The organism is Bifidobacterium olomucense, assembly GCF_012932375.1.
Lineage (GTDB): Bacteria > Actinomycetota > Actinomycetes > Actinomycetales > Bifidobacteriaceae > Bifidobacterium > Bifidobacterium olomucense.
On sequence record NZ_JAAIIG010000001.1, the window covers coordinates 441741 to 459606 of the forward strand.

Here is a 17866-nt window from a genome sequence, read left to right on the forward strand (position 1 = left end):
AGGCTCCTCACCTTACTGCTCCACGCACCGGTTGCAGCTGGAAAGCAAGGTGAATCATGTCCTTCGCAAAACGTCTCGCCAGTCACGTGCCCACCCTGATTGCAGTGGTGGCGCTGCTCGCCATATGGGAGGCCTGGGTGAGAATCGGACATGTTCCCTCCACGATGATTCCGGCCCCCAGCGAGATCGCGCAGGCCACGGTCGAAGTATGGCCCACACTGGGACCGGCGGCCGCAGTCACCACCTACGAGGGTGTGGTCGGTTTTCTGTTCGCGGTATTGCTCGGCATCCTGATCGGCATTGGCTTGTACTGCTCGCGTACGTTCAACGCGGCGTTCTATCCGCTGCTTGCCGCCGCGCAGACCATGCCGCTGATCTCCATCGCCCCGCTGTTCCTGATCTGGTTCGGCTTCGAAACGTACGGCAAGATCGTGATCACCGCCGTATTCGGCCTGTTCCCTGTGGCCGTGCAGACGGTACGAGGTTTGGAAGCGGTACCGGAATTCTACTCGGATGTGGCACTCACCTGCGGCGCTACCCGTGCGTGGACCTTGTGGCATGTCAAGCTCAGGGTTGCCGCACGGCAGATCTATGGCGGCATTCGTGTGACCGCAGCCTACATTTTCGCCACGGCCTCCACCGCGGAGTATTTGGGCGCGCGAAGGGGATTGGGCATCTGGCTGCAGGCGGCGTACAACTCGTTCCGCACGCCGTTGATCTTCTCCGCGACGTTCACGATCATAGCCATGACCTGCTTGCTGCTTATCGCCGTGAACCTGAGCGAACGGCTGTTGCTCGGCCCGGTAGGAGAGGACGCCGATCCGGACGCCGATCAGTGAGTTTGTTGCTGATCTCGCAGCTCAATCTGTTATTCGACGAGCCCCGATCATCAGCGTCTACCGCCGTTCGGTAGTACCCAAGGCTATAATGACAAACGCTTGCCCGGCGTGTGGCAAACGGCCTTTCCCTTTTTCTCGCTTCATTGGGAATTCGGCCGGGGCGCCGGTCGGGCGGATTGTCAGGCCCTTCCTATCGTTCTCTGCCGATTATCCGCTCGAAGCACCACCCAGAGAACGATTGAGAGATAACGAACTAGGGATTCATCATGAAGCACAGCCTTGCGCACAAGGCCATCGCCCTCGTGGGCGCCATTGCCATGACGATCGGTCTCGCCGCATGCGGACAGACCAACAATGCATCCGATTCCAACGGCGAAAGCCTCAAGAAAGTCACATTCATGCTGTCTTGGGCACCGGACACCAACCATATCGGCGTCTACGTGGCCAAGAACAAGGGCTGGTTCAAGGATCAGGGCCTTGATGTGGATATCGTGGCCGTCGCGCAGGCCGGCGCGGAACAGGCCGTGAACAACGGCAACGCCGACTTCGCGCTGTCCAATCTCACGAATGTGGGCATGTACAACATCAAGGGCGCGACCCTGAAGCAGGTGTTGCAGGTCCAGCAGAAGCCGAGCGCCATCTGGTGCGCGCTCGCCTCGAACACCGCCATCAAGTCCCCGAAGGATCTGGATGGCAAGACGTTCGCCACGTTCGGCTCGAACGAGTCCGATGCCGTGGTGCGCCGTATGATTCAGACCGACGGCGGCAAGGGTGAATTCGACAAGGTGACCGTCGGTACGTCCACCTTCCAGACGCTTGAGTCCGGCAAGGCCGACTTCGGCGGTTTCTACGCCACCTGGGAAGGCGTGCAGGCCGAAATGTACGGCCCGGCGCTCAACTGCTTCACCGAACCTGACTACGGTGTGCCCGGCAATGCGGACGCCATCGGCGTGATCACCAATGAGAAGACCATCAAGAACGATCCTGATCTGGTGAAGAAGTTCACGCAGGCCACCCAGAAGGGTTACGAATACGCTTACGAGCACCCGGATGATGCCGCGAAGATTCTGGTGGACGAGGCTCCTGAGGCGAACCTGAAGCTCGACTTCGTCAAGAAGAGCATGCAGACCATCGTCGACGGCCAGTACTGGGGCGACCCGGCCAAGATCAAGGACGGTTCGTTCGTGCTCGGCACCAATGATTTCGTCGAGCCGCAGAAGTACTTCGACTTCCTGGCCGAAGAGGACGCTTACACGGATTCACACGACAACGTGATCCACGAGGCTCCCAATACCAAGGACTTCGCCACCAACGAATTCCTGGCCAAGTAGCCAATAGCTCGACGGCATTGGTCTGAGGCCTTAGTCTGACGGCGTTGCACTGAGCGCCATCCGCGAAAAAGGATGGGCTCAGCGCAACGCCGTTTGCGTTTTTATATCACAGGTTGCGCACCGCGCCGATGAACAGCGGTATGGCATCCGGCGTGGTCAGGGCGTAGAGAAATGGCCGGTCCACGGTGAATTCCACGAACTGTTGCTCGACTGGTGCGCCGGCGGCCTCCACGCCCATCTTGGTGAACGCCGCCGCTTTGGCACCGTTTTCGTTTACTTCGATGCGTGTGCCCTGAATGATGGAGCCGATGGACAGATCGGCGGCTGATCCTGTCATCTTGCTCAGATCGGCGGTGCCGGGCGTAAAGGCATCAGTAAGTCCCAGTTGTCTGAACGTCGCTATGGTCTCATCCGAAGGGAAGGTGCTGTCGATGGTGAATTTCGGCAGCGATACGTTGACCATTACGGCTTCGGCGGCGACGCCCCATCCGGCGGGAGCGTCAGTCGTACAGCCATATTCCGAGTCGAGGCATGTGCTCATCGCCCATCGCAATTTCTCCGTATCCGAAGCGATTTCATCGAAATGACCGACCGCGGGCAGCAGTATGGTCAGCGATCCGCCATTGTCGAATGGTATCGAAACCCGCTGCCACGTGTCGTTATCGCTGTCGTGCGCCCAGACCATGTCATCGAACAGATGCTGCATCATCGACACTTCGGCTTCGCCGTCCTCGCCGCGGAAGGTTTGGCTCGTGGTCTCTTCAGGCTCAAACGGGTCTTTCCAGCGGCCGTCTGCGAACACGGTGTTGATGATGGAGATGACTTCCCTGTCTTGCAATGTGATGTTCGGTTTCAGCGCGCCTTTGGTATGGTCGGCGATCCAGCGGCTCATGCGCTTGGCCGTGGCGTCGTTGAACGGCAACGATTGCATGTCCGCGTCGAAGGAACCCTTCGCGGTCGCTTTGAAAGCGTCGGCCAGTGTGTACTGGCTGTCCACCCACAATGAGTTGGCTGCGCTCATCTCGGATTCCGAGCTGCCGTACCGTCCGTTGATGGAGCGTAATAGTGACTGATAATCCTCTGTTACCAACGATCCTGTGCCCAGTAGATCATCCATCTGCGAACGGGTCGTGCCGCCGGCGCCCTGCGTGGCGATTGCCAGCGCCATCCACATTGAAGCGGGGGAGTAGTTCACATTGCCGTTCGAATCCTGGGCGGACTCCATTGTGAGAAACTTCGGCGAGGATTGGTATGCGAATGCCGAGACGCTGTCGGCTGCTGCTTGTGTGGCGGGGCGTGCGGCCGGCTTGAACAGATTCATGACAATGAGCTTCCCCTCTCCCGTCGTCCACCACACGCCGCCCGCGGTAACCAGCAGAGCTGCCGCTATTATCCCGGCGACAATGCGTATGAGGCGTTTCCGTCCGTGTTGCTGCTTGCGACGATGCTCAAGAGGAGTTGATGAGGTCATGGCATGTCTCCTCTCCATTGAAAACGGCATGCTAGCAGTTTCATAATAAAACGGGCTTGGCGACAACACGAATGGTTGCAGTCAAGCCCGTTGCGAATACCGCTCTATCGGGAAGAAGCGATTGTCAGTTCACCGAGCGGCGAGCCGTCTCCACACCGAAGATACCGACGATGAGCATTGCTGCGATGGCGATCACGCTGATGGACACGAAGATGGACGTGGCGCCGAGCGAGACGAGCATCCAACCCACCACCATAGGCATCAACACGTTGAGCAGCTTGGCGATGGCGTTGGCCACGCCCACGCAACGGAAGCGTACCTTGGTAGCGAACAGTTCAGGCGCATACACGGCCACCACGGAGGCCATGAGTACGTAGAGGCACATCATGAGCAGGAAGCCCACGACGATGGCACCGGTGGTGGAGGTCTGGAAGGCGTAGAGCATACCGAACACACCGGTGAACAGGAAGGCCGGCACGATGGTGCGCTTGCGGCCGATACGGTCGATGAGCAGGGAGCCGATGAGGCAGCCCACCGGTGCGCCGAGCATCATCATCGTGGAGGTGGTCAGCGAGGCGGAAAGATTGATGCCGCGCTTGACCAGAATCGTCGGCACCCAGGAGGTGAAGGCGTAGGAGCACACGTTCGTGGCGCTTACGGCCACAATGGCCACGAGCAGGCAGATACCGAGCGAACGGCCGCCGGCGTTGCGAGTCGATTCGGCAGCGGACTTTGCGCCAGCTTCAACAGGCTCAGAACCGTTGGCCTCAAGCTGCTTGACGATGGCGTCGGCCTCGTCGTAACGGCCATGCACCGCAAGCCAGCGCGGAGATTCGGGGATGTCACGGCGCAGCCACCAGATCACAGCGGCCACCAGACCGATGCCTACGAACAACGGACGCCAGCTCCAGCGGGGGATAATGAACGCGCACAGCAGCATGGCGATCGGCACGCCGCAGTTGGCCACCAGCGAGACGATCGCGCACCAGTGCCCGCGGCGGTTCATCGGGGCGAACTCGTTGACCATGGCGAAGCCGGTCACGATCTCGGCACCAAGACCAAGGCCTGCGCCAAGGCGGCAGAGCGAAAGAACGGTCATGTTCGGAGCGAACGCGCCGAGGAAGGTGAAGCCGCCGAACAACAACAGGTTGATTTGGTAGGCGGTGCGGCGTCCTTTCAGATCGCCGACGAAGCCGGCCAACAGGGAGCCGACCAACAGGCCCAAGAAGCCAGCAGACATGAACCTGGAGTTCTGAGCCACGGTGGACCAGTGGGTAGACAGCGCACTGGAAGCCACGGCGCTGCCGATATATACGTCGATGCTGTCCATCAGCATACCGGCCGCAACCAGGGCGACGATGCGATAGAACATCGGGGTCTCATGCGCACGATCCATGCGCGAAACAATTTCTTCTACCTGAGCGCGATTGCCAACGGCCTCACGCGCCTGCGTGGAGTCCATAGCCGTGGAATTGCGGGAAATCTGCTGTTCAGCAGCAGTCATAATGAGCGCCTCTTCTACATCCTGCCCGACGGCAACCGCTCAACGGTATATTGCCGGCGGGCGAACTCTTGACTCCGCCCTGCGTTTCCGGTCGTCCTCCCATTGTGTGGGATGGGCGTCGGACGCGGCCGAAAATCTTGAATTCACACACGATGGACAATCGTTGTGAGATTGCCCACGTACGTCAGAGAAGTACTATAGGTGCGCTTCCACAGGTTACCCGGTTGCGGCCACATTGTGAACGGTGCCAGACCATAACCCTAAAGCGATTCTGGGCATGGGCATACCAATTATCCTGGGCCTATGCCGACCATAAAAGGGGTTCTGGGCCTTTCCCTACCATGAGCACAGCCATTTCGGCTTCTTCATGGTAGGGAAAGGCCCAGAACCCCTTTTATGGTCGTCGGAAGAGGAGCCGAGTTACTGTTTTGAGGCTAGGATTTCGTCCACCAGCTTTGGCTTCTCGGTCAGCTGACCGGTGAACCCTGGACGGATGTCCATATGCAGCACCAGCGAGGTGCGGTATCCCTGTTCGGCGAGCTTCTTGGCGGCCGCGCCGGCCACCTTGAGCACCTCGTCCAGATCGCCCTCCACATTGGTGAACAGAGCGTTGGTCTCCTGCGGCAGACCTGATTCTCGAATCACTTCGATGGCCTGAGACACATATGGAGATACCTCTGACCCCACGCCGGCGGCGGATACCTGAATGGCGGCCACCGTGTTGAGGTACGGTTTGCCGGTTTCGGGGTCGATCGGCACTTCCTGCTTCACGGCATTGCGGTCAAGAACCATGATTCGTCCTCTCAGCGGTACTTCCACAGGTGGTCCATCGGGCCGGACCCGTGTCCCAGATCGAGCTGAGCCTTCAGGGCGCCGGTCAGATACTTCTTGGCGTGCTTGATGGCCTTCGGCAGTGAGTCGCCCTGTGCCAGATACGAGGCAATGGCAGAGCTCAGCGTGCAACCGGTGCCGTGCGTGTTCGGATTGTCGACGCGCGTCTCCTCGAACCACGTCACAGTGCCGTCCGTTTCCGCCAGCACGTCGTTGGCGTCTTCGGTGCCATGGCCGCCCTTGACCAGTGCAGCACAGCCGAACTTGTCGACGATGCGGCGGGCCGCTGCCTCCATGTCTTCCTGATCGTGAATCAGCGCATCCGTGAGCACCTCGGCCTCGGGAATGTTCGGAGTAACCACCGTGGCCATCGGGAACAGACGGCCGGTGAGTGCGGCGATGGCGTCGTCGCTGATGAGCTTGGCGCCTGAAGTGGCCACCATCACCGGGTCGAGCACGATGTTCGTGGCATGGTGGAATGTCAGACGGTCTGCGATGGTGTCGATGATGTCCGTCGCCGAGACCATGCCGATTTTCACCGCCAGCGGGGGAATATCCTCGAAAACCATGTCGATCTGATCGGCCAGAATCTCCGGCTTGGTGTCCTGAATGGAACGCACGCCGGTGGTGTTCTGCGCGGTGAGCGCGGTGATGGCGCTCATGCCGAACACGCCGCAGGCGATCATCGTCTTCAGATCTGCCTGCATGCCGGCGCCGCCGGAGGAGTCCGATCCGGAGATGGCGAGTACAGGCGGCAACGTAGACATGATGATTCCTTTCTGATATGAAGTCGGCTTTATGTTACTGCGCGCTCTGGTACAGCTTGGAGCCGCCCTCCTGGAACTTGCGACTCATCTCGGCCATGCCGGCCTGGATGTCCTCGGCGCTGGCGGTGGCCGGGGAAGTCATCGCCCCACGAGCCTCCTGCGCGGAGGGGATCTTGCCGGCCAACGTATCCGCCACCAGCTGCTCCTGTGCGGCCGCGCCGCCGAACTGCTTGCGGATGTTCTGCGAAATGGCCATCGAGCAGAACTTCGGGCCGCACATCGAGCAGAAATGCGCCATCTTGGCCGGCTCGGCGGGCAGCGTATCGTCATGGAACGCGATGGCCGTATCCGGATCGTAGGAGAGGTTGAACTGGTCGAGCCAACGGAACTCGAAGCGAGCCTTGGAAATGGCCAGATCGCGATCCTGCGCGTGCGGATGATGCTTGGCGATGTCGGCCGCATGGCAGGCGATCTTGTAGGCGATCACACCCTGCTTCACGTCATCCTTGTTCGGCAGACCGAGATGTTCCTTCGGCGTCACATAGCACAGCATGGCAGTGCCGTAGCGAGCGATTTCCACGCCGCCGATGGCGGAGGTAATGTGATCGTAGCCCGGCGCGGTGTCGGTGGTCAGCGGTCCCAGCGTGTAGAACGGGGCGTCCTTGCAGATCGCCTTCTCCATTTCGATGTTCATACGCACCGTGTCGAACGGTACGTGACCTGGTCCCTCGATCATCACCTGGACGTCCTTGGCCCAGGCGCGCTGCGTCAACTCGCCCAAGGTCATCAGCTCGGCGATCTGCGCGGCGTCGTTCGCATCCGCCAGAGAGCCGGGGCGAAGACCGTCGCCCAGCGAGAATGCCACGTCGTACTTGGCGAAGATGTCGCACAATTCGTCGAAGTGGGTGTACAGGAAGCTTTCCTGATGATGCTGCAAGCACCATTCGGCCATAATCGAGCCGCCGCGCGAGACGATGCCGGTCACACGGTTGGCGGTCAGCGGCACGAAGCGCAGCAGCACACCGGCGTGAATGGTCATGTAGTCCACACCCTGCTCGCACTGTTCGATCACCGTATCGCGGAAGAGCTCCCAGCTGAGCTTGGAGGCGTCATCTTCCACCTTCTCCAGCGCCTGATACATCGGCACGGTGCCGATCGGCACGGGGGAGTTGCGCAAGATCCACTCGCGTGTGGTGTGAATGTCGTTGCCGGTGGACAGATCCATCACGGTGTCGGCACCCCACTTGGTGGCCCAAGTCAGCTTCTCCACCTCCTCGTCGATGGAGGAGGTCACGGCGGAGTTGCCCATGTTGGCGTTGAGCTTGGTGAGGAACTTGGTACCGATGATCATCGGCTCGGCCTCCGGATGGTTGATGTTGCAGGGCATCACCGCACGGCCGGCGGCAAGCTCGGAGCGCACGAGCTCCACATCGCAGTTCTCGCGTTCGGCGACATACTTCATTTCCGGGGTGACGATGCCGTGGCGTGCATACCACATCTGAGTCACCGGATGATCCTTGGCACGCATCGGCTGGTGCGTGCGGCCGCGCCATTCCTTGGTGGCACGACCACGCTTGATGGCTCGCTTGCCGTCATCCTGCAGATTGCGGGCGCGGCCCTCGTACTCCTCGACATCGCCTCGGTCCTTGATCCAATCGAGACGCAGGGGCTTCAGTCCTTCCTTCGGATCGCACTTGGGGCCTTCGGTGTTGTAATCGATGAACGGCGGGTTCGGGCCGACGCCGGGAGTGTCGGAGAGCTTGATCTCGGTGTACGGCACTTCAAGCTCGTAGGAGCCGAACTGGTTCTCGAAATGCACGGGCCTGGTCTTGCGGATATGCGCCTTATCGCGCTGCTTGGAACCGCGGGCGGCGATATCCACACGCTGCTGCTTGGCGAGCTTGGCGGCTTCCTTGGCCTCCTTGGCATTGGTGAACTTCTTTTCGGTGGCTTCGCTGCCGGCCGGTGCAGTGCCTTCCTGTGCTGCTTGTGTGTCCGCAGCCGGGGTATGGGTCACGATGCGGGGTGCGTAGCCATGCTTCTGCTCGCCGCGCACCGACTTCCAACCTTCGACCATTGCGCGGGTCGCGGCTTCCGGATCATCGGCACCGGCGATGGCGGAGACCGCGAACCAGCCGGCCGCCTTGGTATGCGCCAGCATGTCCATGTCGGCCGCGTTTACGCCGCCTCCGACCACCACGGGGAAGTCGCAGGCTGCGCAGATGGTGTCGATCTGCTTGGCGTCCAAGGTTTTGCCTGAACCGTCATTGCCGCCCACGGAGGCTTCCGGCTTGGTGGTGGAGACATGCAACGGACCTGCGCCGATATAGTCGATGCAGCCGTCCGGCAGTTCATTGATAAGCTTGACCAGCGCTTCGGTTTCGGCGGAAAGACCCACGATGGCATCGTCGCCCAGCAGCGCGCGCGCTTCACGCGGCTCCATATCCGTCTGGCCGATATGCACGCCGTCCACCTTGATGCCCTTGCGGCGGGCTTGCCAGACCACATCGGCACGGTCGTCGATCACGAAGGCCACCGAATCGGACTTGCCGTTGTCCTCGATGATCTGTGCGATGTCCTGTGCCATCGAAGTCAGTTCGGAGGCATCCGCCTTCTTGGCGCGCAGCTGCAGGAAAGTGGCGCCGCCACGCAGGGCCTGATCCACCACGTCGGTCAGCGGGCGACCTTTGCAGTCTTCGGGGCCGACCACGAAGTACGCGGACAGGTCGAACGAGTCACGCATGGATGCGTACGGATATTCGTTGCTCATGGTTTGTTCCTTTGATTGATATGTAGGAAGTCTGTTGTTTTTGTGTTGTCTGTCGCTGAAATTCCGGGATTCCCTATGCGGAAAGCTGTAGGGAGTGAAAGGAGTGACATACATGCGGAAAACGTGCGGGAATCTGCAATACCGTTGGAATGCCGCCGTTTACTCGACGGTGATCGGGGAACCGGCCACCTGCTCGGGCGTGAGATTCCACAGCGCATCCAGCAGATGCACCTGGAACGAGCCCGGACCTTCAGCCTTGGCCTCGGCGATCTCGCCTGCACGGTTGTACAACAGTGAGGCTGCCAGAGCCGCCGTCAGTGGTTCGGCAACAGCGAGATACGTGGCGGTCACACCGCCCAACGAGCACCCGGCGCCGGTGATTTTGGCCATTAACGCACTGCCTCCGGGCAACCGGTATACCTGTACGCCGTCGGTAACGAGGTCGACCGCGCCGGAGACCGCTACGGCAGCCTGATGCTCAGGTGCGGCATCGGCGAGGAATTGCGCCAGTTTTTTGGCCGGTCCGACCGCGGCGTCCACGTCGTCTACCGATTCCACTCCTGCGGGGCGGCTTGCCTCATCCGGTGAGATCAGACCCCACATGGTCGCCAACGCGATGATTTCCGAGGCGTTGCCGCGCACGACCGTCGGGGGAGCGGCACGGAACGCGCGCAGAATCTCAGTGCGTGTCTTGCCGATGCCGGCCGCCACAGGGTCAAGCACCCACCGGTGTCCGTTTTTGTGGAACGCACGGGCGATCTGCGGCAGCGCATCCTTATAGAACGGCAGCAGCGTGCCTACATTGATGTAATCCGCGCCGGAAATCGCGGCGGTGTCGATGACGTCGTCCGGCAGGAAGCTCATGGCCGCCGTGCCTCCGGCGGCGAGCTGAGCGTTGGCTACCAGATTGATGGTCACGAAGTTGGTGAACGATTGCGCCAGCGGCGTCTTGGACTTCACGTCGCGTACCGCCTGCGCAACGGATTCCCTCAATGAGGTCAGATCGAGTGGGCCGCCTTGATGTTGCCCATCAGCGCATTCGGCTGGTTGATGGATGGATGTACCACAATGTACGTGCGAATCATCGCTCATATCACTGCTCCCTACGATGGTCTTAACCAACAGGTTCAAAGGGTCAGGCGCAAAGCCATTCTCAACCCGCCGTTGACGCGGGTCCCCCTGCATTACAAGGCTCAACGTATGCCCGAACACAGACAATTTCGTCACAAAATTGCGCAGAATCGTTGATTTGCGGCCGTTGGCTCTGGCGCGTCGCTCGTCGTCGTGGTAATAGGCCAAACCGGCTTTCGGCGCGTGTAGGATGAAACCGTTTGCGTGAGCCTTATATGTATTGGGAGAGAACCATGAACGATCAATCCGCCGTCAATATCGAGCAGCTCAAGGACTATTCGCGCGCGTTCAACGCCGACCGGGCCAATCTCGTAGCCGCCAACGCCGCCGTCTCCGCCGGCGTGCTCGCCGCCGCCACCGATTACCAGGGGATGCGGTCCCTGCCGCGCGACTTTTCCATTGAGCTCAAGCAGGGCTCGATCACCAATCAGGAACGCTCCGGCCGATGCTGGATGTTCGCATCGCTCAACACGCTGCGCTATGAGCTGATGCATCACTGGAATCTTGAGGATTTTGAGTTCTCTGAAACGTATCTCTTCTTCTGGGACGCCATCGAGAAGTCCAATGCGTATCTGGAATATGTGCTGCAGACGCTGGATGAGCCCACCGATTCCCGTGTGTTCGAAAGCATCAACGCCGGTCCTTCGGATGATGGCGGTTGGTGGCAGATGTTCGCCGCATTGGTGAACAAGTATGGTCTGGTACCCAAGTCCGCCTATCCCGAATCGGCGAACTCGCGCGATTCGGACGCGTTCAAGCAGTATCTCAACACCAAGCTGCGCGAATTCGCCGCTGACCTGCGTCGCCGTCACGCTGCGGGGGAGTCGATGGATGCTTTGCGTACGGCCAAGCGTGATGATATGGCCACCGTCTATCGCATCTGTGCGATTGCGCTCGGCGAGCCGCCGGCGACGTTTGATTTTCTGGCCCGCGTCAAGGACGATGACGACAAGGATGGTGCCGATAAGGCCGATGACAAGGCCGGCGCGACGAACGAAGCCGGACAGGCCAGGTCAGAATCCGGCGAATCCGCTGAATCCGGCAAGGACGAGCGTAAGCAGATTCGCGAAACCGGCATTACGCCGATGGAATTCTACAAGAAGTACGTGCCGGTGGACGTCAACGATTTCGTGACCATCTCCAATGCGCCGATGGGCCGCACCCCGTTCGGCAGGCGTTACCGCATCCGCTATTCGGCAAACGTGATCGAAGCCGGAGACATGGAATTCGTCAACGTGCCGTTGGATGTGTTCAAGAAGGCCGCGGTCGATCAGATCGCCGCCGGACACCCGATCTGGTTTGCCTGCGACTGCATGCAGTTCGCGTTGCGCGGCGAAGGTGTTTTCGACCGTGGCACCGTGCGCGTGGACCAGTTGTTCGGTACCGAGTTCACGTTCGACAAGGCGGACGGCCTGGAGTATGGTGACCGTCCGAGCAATCATGCCATGACGCTCACCGGCGTGAATCTGGACGAAAACGGCAAGCCGAACCGTTGGAAGATCGAAAACAGCTGGGGCAAGGACAACGGCAAAGACGGTTACTATGTGGCCTCCGACGCATGGTTCGACCAGTTCGTCACCGAGCTCATCATCCGCAAGGACATGCTCGATGATGCCACGCTGGCCGTCATCCAGTCCGAACCGGTCGAGATCGAACCGTGGGAGCCGTTGACCCGACCCTGCCGCTGATGATCAGATGTTTTTTAGTTATCACCGGGGATGTAGGGGAGTGCCGCTATTCTGAAGCGGTTGTAACCAAGTCCCCAAACCGTTCAAACCAGAAGGTGCATTGTGGCTCAGTCCAAACTTGATGAAGTCGTATCCCTTGCGAAGCGCCGCGGCTTCGTGTTCCCCGCCGGCGAGATCTACGGCGGCACCCGTTCCGCTTGGGATTACGGCCCGCTCGGCGTCGCGCTGAAGGACAATATCAAGCGCGAATGGTGGCGTTCGATGGTCGTCACCCGCCCCGATGTGGTCGGTGTCGATACCTCCATCATCCTGCCGACCCCGGTGTGGGTCGCTTCCGGCCACGTCGCCGTGTTCAACGATCCGCTGGTGGAATGCCTGAACTGCCACAAGCGCAATCGTGCCGACAAGCTGCAGGAGTCCTATGCCGAGAAGCATGGCGACAAGCTGCCCGAGAACGGCATGGCCGATATTGTGTGCCCCGACTGCGGTACCCGTGGCAAGTGGACCGAACCGCGTGATTTCAACATGATGCTGCGCACGCACCTCGGCCCAGTCGAGGACGAGAACAGCCTGCACTACCTGCGCCCCGAAACCGCTCAGGGCATTTTCGTGGACTTCAAGAACGTGATGACCTCGTCCCGTTCCAAGCCGCCGTTCGGCATCGCGAACATGGGCAAGTCCTTCCGTAACGAGATCACGCCCGGCAATTTCATCTTCCGTACCCGTGAGTTCGAACAGATGGAGATGGAGTTCTTCGTCAAGCCCGGTACCGATGAGGAATGGCATCAGTACTGGATTGACGCCCGTACCCAGTGGTATCTGGACCTTGGCGTCAAGCCGGAGAACCTGCGTCACTACGAGCATCCGAAGGAGAAGCTGGCCCACTACTCGAAGCGTACGGTGGATATCGAGTACAAGTTCGGTTTCCAGGGCTCCGATTGGGGCGAGCTCGAAGGCGTGGCCAACCGCACCGACTTCGATCTGTCCGCCCATGCCAAGCACTCCGGCGAGGATCTGAGCTACTTCAACCAGGCCACAGGCGAAAAGTACGTGCCGTATGTGATCGAGCCGGCCGCAGGCCTGACCCGTTCGCTGATGTGCTTTCTCGTGGACGCCTACGACGTCGATGAGGCGCCGAACACCAAGGGCGGCGTGGACAAGCGTACCGTGCTGCGTCTCGACCCGAGGCTCGCCCCGGTCAAGGCCGCTGTGCTGCCGCTCTCCAAGAAGCCGGAATTGCAGAACGTGGCGCAGAACCTGGCGGCCGATCTGCGCTTCAACGAGTGGATGATCGACTACGACGAGGCCGGTGCCATCGGCCGTCGTTACCGTCGTGAGGATGAGATCGGCACTCCGCTGTGCATCACCGTCGATTTCGACACGCTTGAGGACCAGGCGGTTACCATTCGCGATCGTGACACGATGAATCAGGAGCGCGTCGCACTGGACAAGGTGGCCGACTATGTGGCTGCCCGCATCGGCGAAAAGCGCACCCGCGTGCCGATGAAGCCGGTTGCTCTGGGCGGCGAGCCCTGGCCGGATTCGGTGAAGATCAACGAGGCCGGCGGCCTGTACTGATCCACATGCCATTTCCGCTCTTCCCTATCGTCGGAAGCGGAAATGCGACGCGAAACTGAGGGGTAGTCGAAGGCCATTGCCAGGGCGGCAGAGGCCGGGCTACCCCTCAGTCGGCTCACGCTGAGGCGTGCGTCGTGGGATATTCCCCAAGCCGACCTTCATTTCGTGTATAGAAAAGACCCACTGGGATCCCTGTGTGTTCACGGCTCGATACGGCAAAGGCGAGCCAAGGAGACAGAAAGCAACGTGACAGATACCCCCGAAACCGTAATCACCGCGCCTCGCGAGACCGATAACCTTGATCCGCGCACGGATGCACCGGTCCGACCGGCGGAGCCGGTGCATATTGCCCCTGTGCAGATCGGTGGCATCACCGTGCCGACCCCAGTGGTGCTCTCACCCATGGCAGGCGTGACCAACTGGCCGTTTCGCGTACTGTGCGAAGAATATGGTCCGGACGGACTGTACGTGGCGGAGATGATCACCGCCCGTGCATTGGTGGCACGCAATCCCAAAGCGTTGCGCCTGTGCCGGTTTGCACCCAGTGAGAAAATCCGTTCGTTGCAGCTGTATGGTGTGAATCCGTCCATCACCGAGCAGGCTGCGCGCATCGTGGTTGATGAAGGCATGGCCGATCACGTGGATCTGAATTTCGGTTGTCCGGTGCCCAAGGTCACTCGCCGTGGAGGCGGCTCGGCGTTGCCTTGGAAAACCGACATCTTCACCGAGCTCATTCATCGTGTGGTCGCCGTATGCGAGCCGGCGGGCATTCCTGTAACCGCGAAGATTCGTGTCGGCATCGATCATGATCATGAGACCTTTCTTCAGGCCGGCCACATTGCTCAGGAAGAGGGTGCCAAGGCCGTGACCTTGCATGCCCGAACCACTGCGGAATACTATGGCGGCCATTCCGATTGGTCGCGTATCGGCGAGCTCAAAGCGCATCTCGATGTTCCGGTCTTCGGCAATGGCGATATCTGGGGTGCCGAAGACGCACTGGAGATGGTGCGCGAGACCGGATGCGACGGTGTGGCCATCGGCCGTGGCTGTCAAGGTCGGCCATGGTTGTTCGCCAATATCAAGAACGCTTTCGCGGGCAGCGACGAGCGCATCAATCCGAACCTTGGCGAGGTCGGACGGATCATCCGACGCCATGCCGAACTGCTCACCGAGTTCTATGACGGTGATGAGACGATGGCCGTGCATGATCTGCGCAAGCATATCGCTTGGTATTTGAAGGGATTCCCGGTCGGAGGCTCCACACGCAAGGCGTTCATGGAATGCGAGACGCTGGATGACGTGAACCGTCAGATCGACCGTCTTGATCCGACGATCGAATACCCTCCCCGTGTCATCGACAAGCCGCGAGGCCGAGTGAGGTTCGCCAAGAAAGTGCATCTGCCCTACGGATGGCTGGATTCCCGAACTACCACACATGAGGAGCGGGAGACCTTGTTCGGGGACGATCCGATGGATGCCAGCTACTGACCAGATGCAAGTAAGACATGCATAAGGCGCTTTTGGGCGTACGAACCACGAAAAAATACACACAACACGCGCTTTTGGGCGTGTGAAATTTCCCCCGGCAGTAGCCTGTTTGCGCTACTCTTGGGTGTAACCGTGAAGTGACAGGAGCCAAACGTGAGCGAGATCGCGCAGACAGAGTTCAACGACAAGACCAATATCAAGGTCGTCGGCGTCGGCGGAGCCGGTGGAAACGCCGTTAACCGCATGATTGCCGAAGGCTTGCAGAACGTTGAATTTGTGGCGGTGAATACCGATGCGAAGGATCTTCTGCGCTCCGATGCCGACGTGAAAATCTCCTTGTCCGACAAGACCAGTCGAGGTCTGGGCGCCGGTGCCGATCCGGAGAAGGGCGCGAAGGCGGCCCAGGATCATCAGTCGGATATCGAAGAGTCTCTTAAGGGTGCGGACATGGTGTTCGTCACCTGTGGTGAGGGTGGCGGCACCGGTACCGGTGCAAGCCCCATCGTTGCGCGCGCCGCACACCAGCAGGGCGCTCTTACCATCGCGGTTGTCACTCGCCCGTTCAGCTTCGAAGGCCCGCAGCGCGCCGCTTCCGCGGACTACGGCATCGATAACCTGCGTAAGGAAGTCGATGCACTGATCGTGATTCCCAACGACCGTCTGCTGGAGCTTTCCGATCGTTCCATCGGCATCATTGAGGCGTTCAAGACCGCAGATACGGCATTGCTGGCCGGTGTGCAGGGCATTACCGATCTGATTTCCATGAATTCGTACATTCACGTCGATTTCTCCGACGTGAACTCCATCCTGCGCGGTGCCGGTACTGCGCTGTTTGGCATCGGTTCGGCGCGGGGCGAGGATCGCGCCACCCAGGCGGCTGAGATCGCCATCAGCTCCCCGCTGCTGGAAGAGAGCATCGAGGGTGCGCATGGTGCCCTGATTAACATCGCCGGCCCGACCGATCTGAAGCTGCAGGAAGCTTCCGCCGCTACTGAACTGGTGCGTAAGGCCATTCACCCGGAGGCGCAGATCATTTGGGGTCTCGCCTTGGACGACGCTTACGGCGACGAAGTGCGTGTCACCGTCATCGCCGCTGGATTCGATCCGGTGTCTCCTCAGGACGAACCGGCTGCTCCGGCTATCCCGATGCCGGTGGCGAAGCCCGCCGCGTCCAGCCCGCAGCCCCCGACGTCCTCCGCCCCGGCTCAGCCCGCAGCCGCTCCTGCGCAGCCTGCGGCCGCTCCTGCCATGCCTGCGGCCCCTGCGGTTTCTCCGACTTCGCTGCCGTTCGACAACCCGACTTCCGCACAGCCGAATATTACGGTCAATGATCCCGCCGGCGATCTCGACATTCCCGATTTCCTGCGCTGAAAGGACTGATCCATGGCAGGATTCATGAAAAACGCGATGTCCTATCTGGGTATGAGCGATGTTGTGGATGATGACGACGAGTACTTCGAGGAGGAGGACGAGCAGAAGCCGGCCGCCAAGTCTGCATTCGACTCTGACCATGCGGTGACGCCGATGGCTTCGACCGCTCCTTCCACGCCTTCCTCGAATACCAAGCCGTTCCCCGGCGGTCGTGTGAATCGAATCACCACCATTCATCCGAAGTCGTATGAGGATGCGCAGCTGGTCGGTCGTGCGTTACGCGACGGTGTGCCTGTCGTGTTGAACCTCACCGGTGTGGCTGAAGCTGTGGCGTATCGCATTGTGGACTTTTCCGCCGGTGTGGTGTTCGGTGTGCGCGGTTCACTGGAACGCGTCACTCCGCGAGTGTTCCTGCTCAGCCCGGCACAGGTGAACATCAAGGTGGAGGAACCGTCCAAGCCGTCCTCGGCGCACGATCTGTTCGCAGACTGAACCGTATTGATACGCTGATACGCATTCGCGTATCAACCAACGGCCATATGACCCAATGTGTGTGCCGCAGAGCCGTATACCATTCATATAAGTTACGCATACAGCCGATTCCCAGCGGGGAGTCGGCTGTTGTTCATTGTGCTTCAAGCGTACTGTTCGTGCGCAATTGTTACTGTGAGCACTATGCTTTCTTTGACTTTCGCCATCATCGGCCGTGTGCTTGCGTGGTTGATCAACGCCTATATCACCGTGCTCTTCATCCGTATGATTCTCGATTGGGTCTCGGTGCTGGCGCGCAACTGGTATCCGCGCGGCGTCGTGGCCCAGCTGATCAACGTAGTCTATTCGATTACCGAACCGCCGTTGAGATGGCTGCGTCAATACATTCGCCCCCTGCCTTTGGGAGGCATCTATCTCGATGTGAGTTTTATCGTGCTCTACTTCGCTCTGGTGGTACTCGAAAATATTGTTCTGGTGATCTTCTAAGGCCTCTTCCCGCAACGTTTTGCGGGCGCATGCATTGCGGTGATGATGCGAAGGGCCACTAAAGCGGTTTTTGGTCTGATATATGCAACAAAAACCACTGTTTATGCCCCGAAACGATG

At 60.0% G+C, this 17866-nt stretch carries 14 protein-coding genes and 1 riboswitch; of the genes, 8 read left to right on the plus strand and 6 right to left on the minus strand.

Annotation, left to right across the window (positions count from 1 at the left end; all coding sequences use genetic code 11):
* Positions 1 to 56 precede the first annotated feature (56 nt).
* On the plus strand, positions 57 to 839 hold the full coding sequence (locus tag G1C97_RS01890; RefSeq protein WP_169240235.1) for an ABC transporter permease: 783 nt from the start codon (positions 57 to 59) through the stop codon (positions 837 to 839).
* Positions 840 to 1105: 266 nt separating this feature from the next.
* On the plus strand, positions 1106 to 2170 hold the full coding sequence (locus G1C97_RS01895; RefSeq protein WP_100496146.1) for an ABC transporter substrate-binding protein: 1065 nt from the start codon (positions 1106 to 1108) through the stop codon (positions 2168 to 2170).
* Between the two features lie 106 nt (positions 2171 to 2276).
* Here G1C97_RS01895 and G1C97_RS01900 read toward each other — a convergent pair whose 3' ends face one another.
* From G1C97_RS01900 to thiM, 6 genes are all read right to left on the minus strand, one after another.
* Entirely contained in the window at positions 2277 to 3641 is a 1365-nt protein-coding gene (locus G1C97_RS01900) for a serpin family protein (RefSeq protein ID WP_240950953.1), read from the minus strand.
* Positions 3642 to 3765: 124 nt separating this feature from the next.
* Positions 3766 to 5145, minus strand: a complete 1380-nt coding sequence (locus G1C97_RS01905; RefSeq protein WP_169240237.1) for an MFS transporter — start codon at positions 5143 to 5145, stop codon at positions 3766 to 3768.
* 420 nt (positions 5146 to 5565) lie between these two features.
* The gene (locus tag G1C97_RS01910; protein ID WP_169240238.1) at positions 5566 to 5937 is read right to left on the minus strand and encodes a thiamine-binding protein; all 372 of its coding nucleotides are present in this window, start codon (positions 5935 to 5937) and stop codon (positions 5566 to 5568) included.
* Between the two features lie 11 nt (positions 5938 to 5948).
* Complete coding sequence (thiD, locus tag G1C97_RS01915) at positions 5949 to 6743, minus strand: bifunctional hydroxymethylpyrimidine kinase/phosphomethylpyrimidine kinase (protein WP_205832464.1); 795 nt, start codon at positions 6741 to 6743, stop codon at positions 5949 to 5951.
* A gap of 34 nt (positions 6744 to 6777) precedes the next feature.
* Complete coding sequence (gene thiC, locus G1C97_RS01920; RefSeq protein WP_169240239.1) at positions 6778 to 9513, minus strand: phosphomethylpyrimidine synthase ThiC; 2736 nt, start codon at positions 9511 to 9513, stop codon at positions 6778 to 6780.
* Positions 9514 to 9672: 159 nt separating this feature from the next.
* Positions 9673 to 10605, minus strand: a complete 933-nt coding sequence (thiM, locus tag G1C97_RS01925; RefSeq protein ID WP_169240240.1) for a hydroxyethylthiazole kinase — start codon at positions 10603 to 10605, stop codon at positions 9673 to 9675.
* A riboswitch (TPP riboswitch) is annotated at positions 10597 to 10704 on the minus strand. It overlaps the preceding gene by 9 nt.
* 173 nt (positions 10705 to 10877) lie before the next feature.
* On the opposite strand from thiM, the gene G1C97_RS01930 reads away from it, so the two are divergent.
* The 6 genes from G1C97_RS01930 (at position 10878) to G1C97_RS01955 (ending at position 17747) form a co-directional block, all read left to right on the plus strand.
* The gene (locus G1C97_RS01930) at positions 10878 to 12332 is read left to right on the plus strand and encodes a C1 family peptidase (RefSeq protein WP_169240241.1); all 1455 of its coding nucleotides are present in this window, start codon (positions 10878 to 10880) and stop codon (positions 12330 to 12332) included.
* Positions 12333 to 12434: 102 nt separating this feature from the next.
* The gene (locus G1C97_RS01935) at positions 12435 to 13910 is read left to right on the plus strand and encodes a glycine--tRNA ligase (RefSeq protein ID WP_169240242.1); all 1476 of its coding nucleotides are present in this window, start codon (positions 12435 to 12437) and stop codon (positions 13908 to 13910) included.
* A gap of 246 nt (positions 13911 to 14156) precedes the next feature.
* Entirely contained in the window at positions 14157 to 15398 is a 1242-nt protein-coding gene (gene dusB, locus G1C97_RS01940) for a tRNA dihydrouridine synthase DusB (RefSeq protein ID WP_169240243.1), read from the plus strand.
* A 153-nt stretch (positions 15399 to 15551) separates the two neighbouring features.
* Positions 15552 to 16769 carry a cell division protein FtsZ gene (gene ftsZ / locus G1C97_RS01945; protein WP_169240244.1) on the plus strand — a complete coding sequence of 406 codons (1218 nt, stop codon included), beginning with the start codon at positions 15552 to 15554 and terminating at the stop codon, positions 16767 to 16769.
* Positions 16770 to 16781: 12 nt separating this feature from the next.
* The gene (locus G1C97_RS01950; protein ID WP_100496135.1) at positions 16782 to 17261 is read left to right on the plus strand and encodes a cell division protein SepF; all 480 of its coding nucleotides are present in this window, start codon (positions 16782 to 16784) and stop codon (positions 17259 to 17261) included.
* 183 nt (positions 17262 to 17444) lie between these two features.
* A complete protein-coding gene (locus G1C97_RS01955) occupies positions 17445 to 17747 on the plus strand; it encodes a YggT family protein (RefSeq protein ID WP_100496134.1) in 303 nt (100 codons plus the stop codon).
* Positions 17748 to 17866 lie beyond the last annotated feature (119 nt).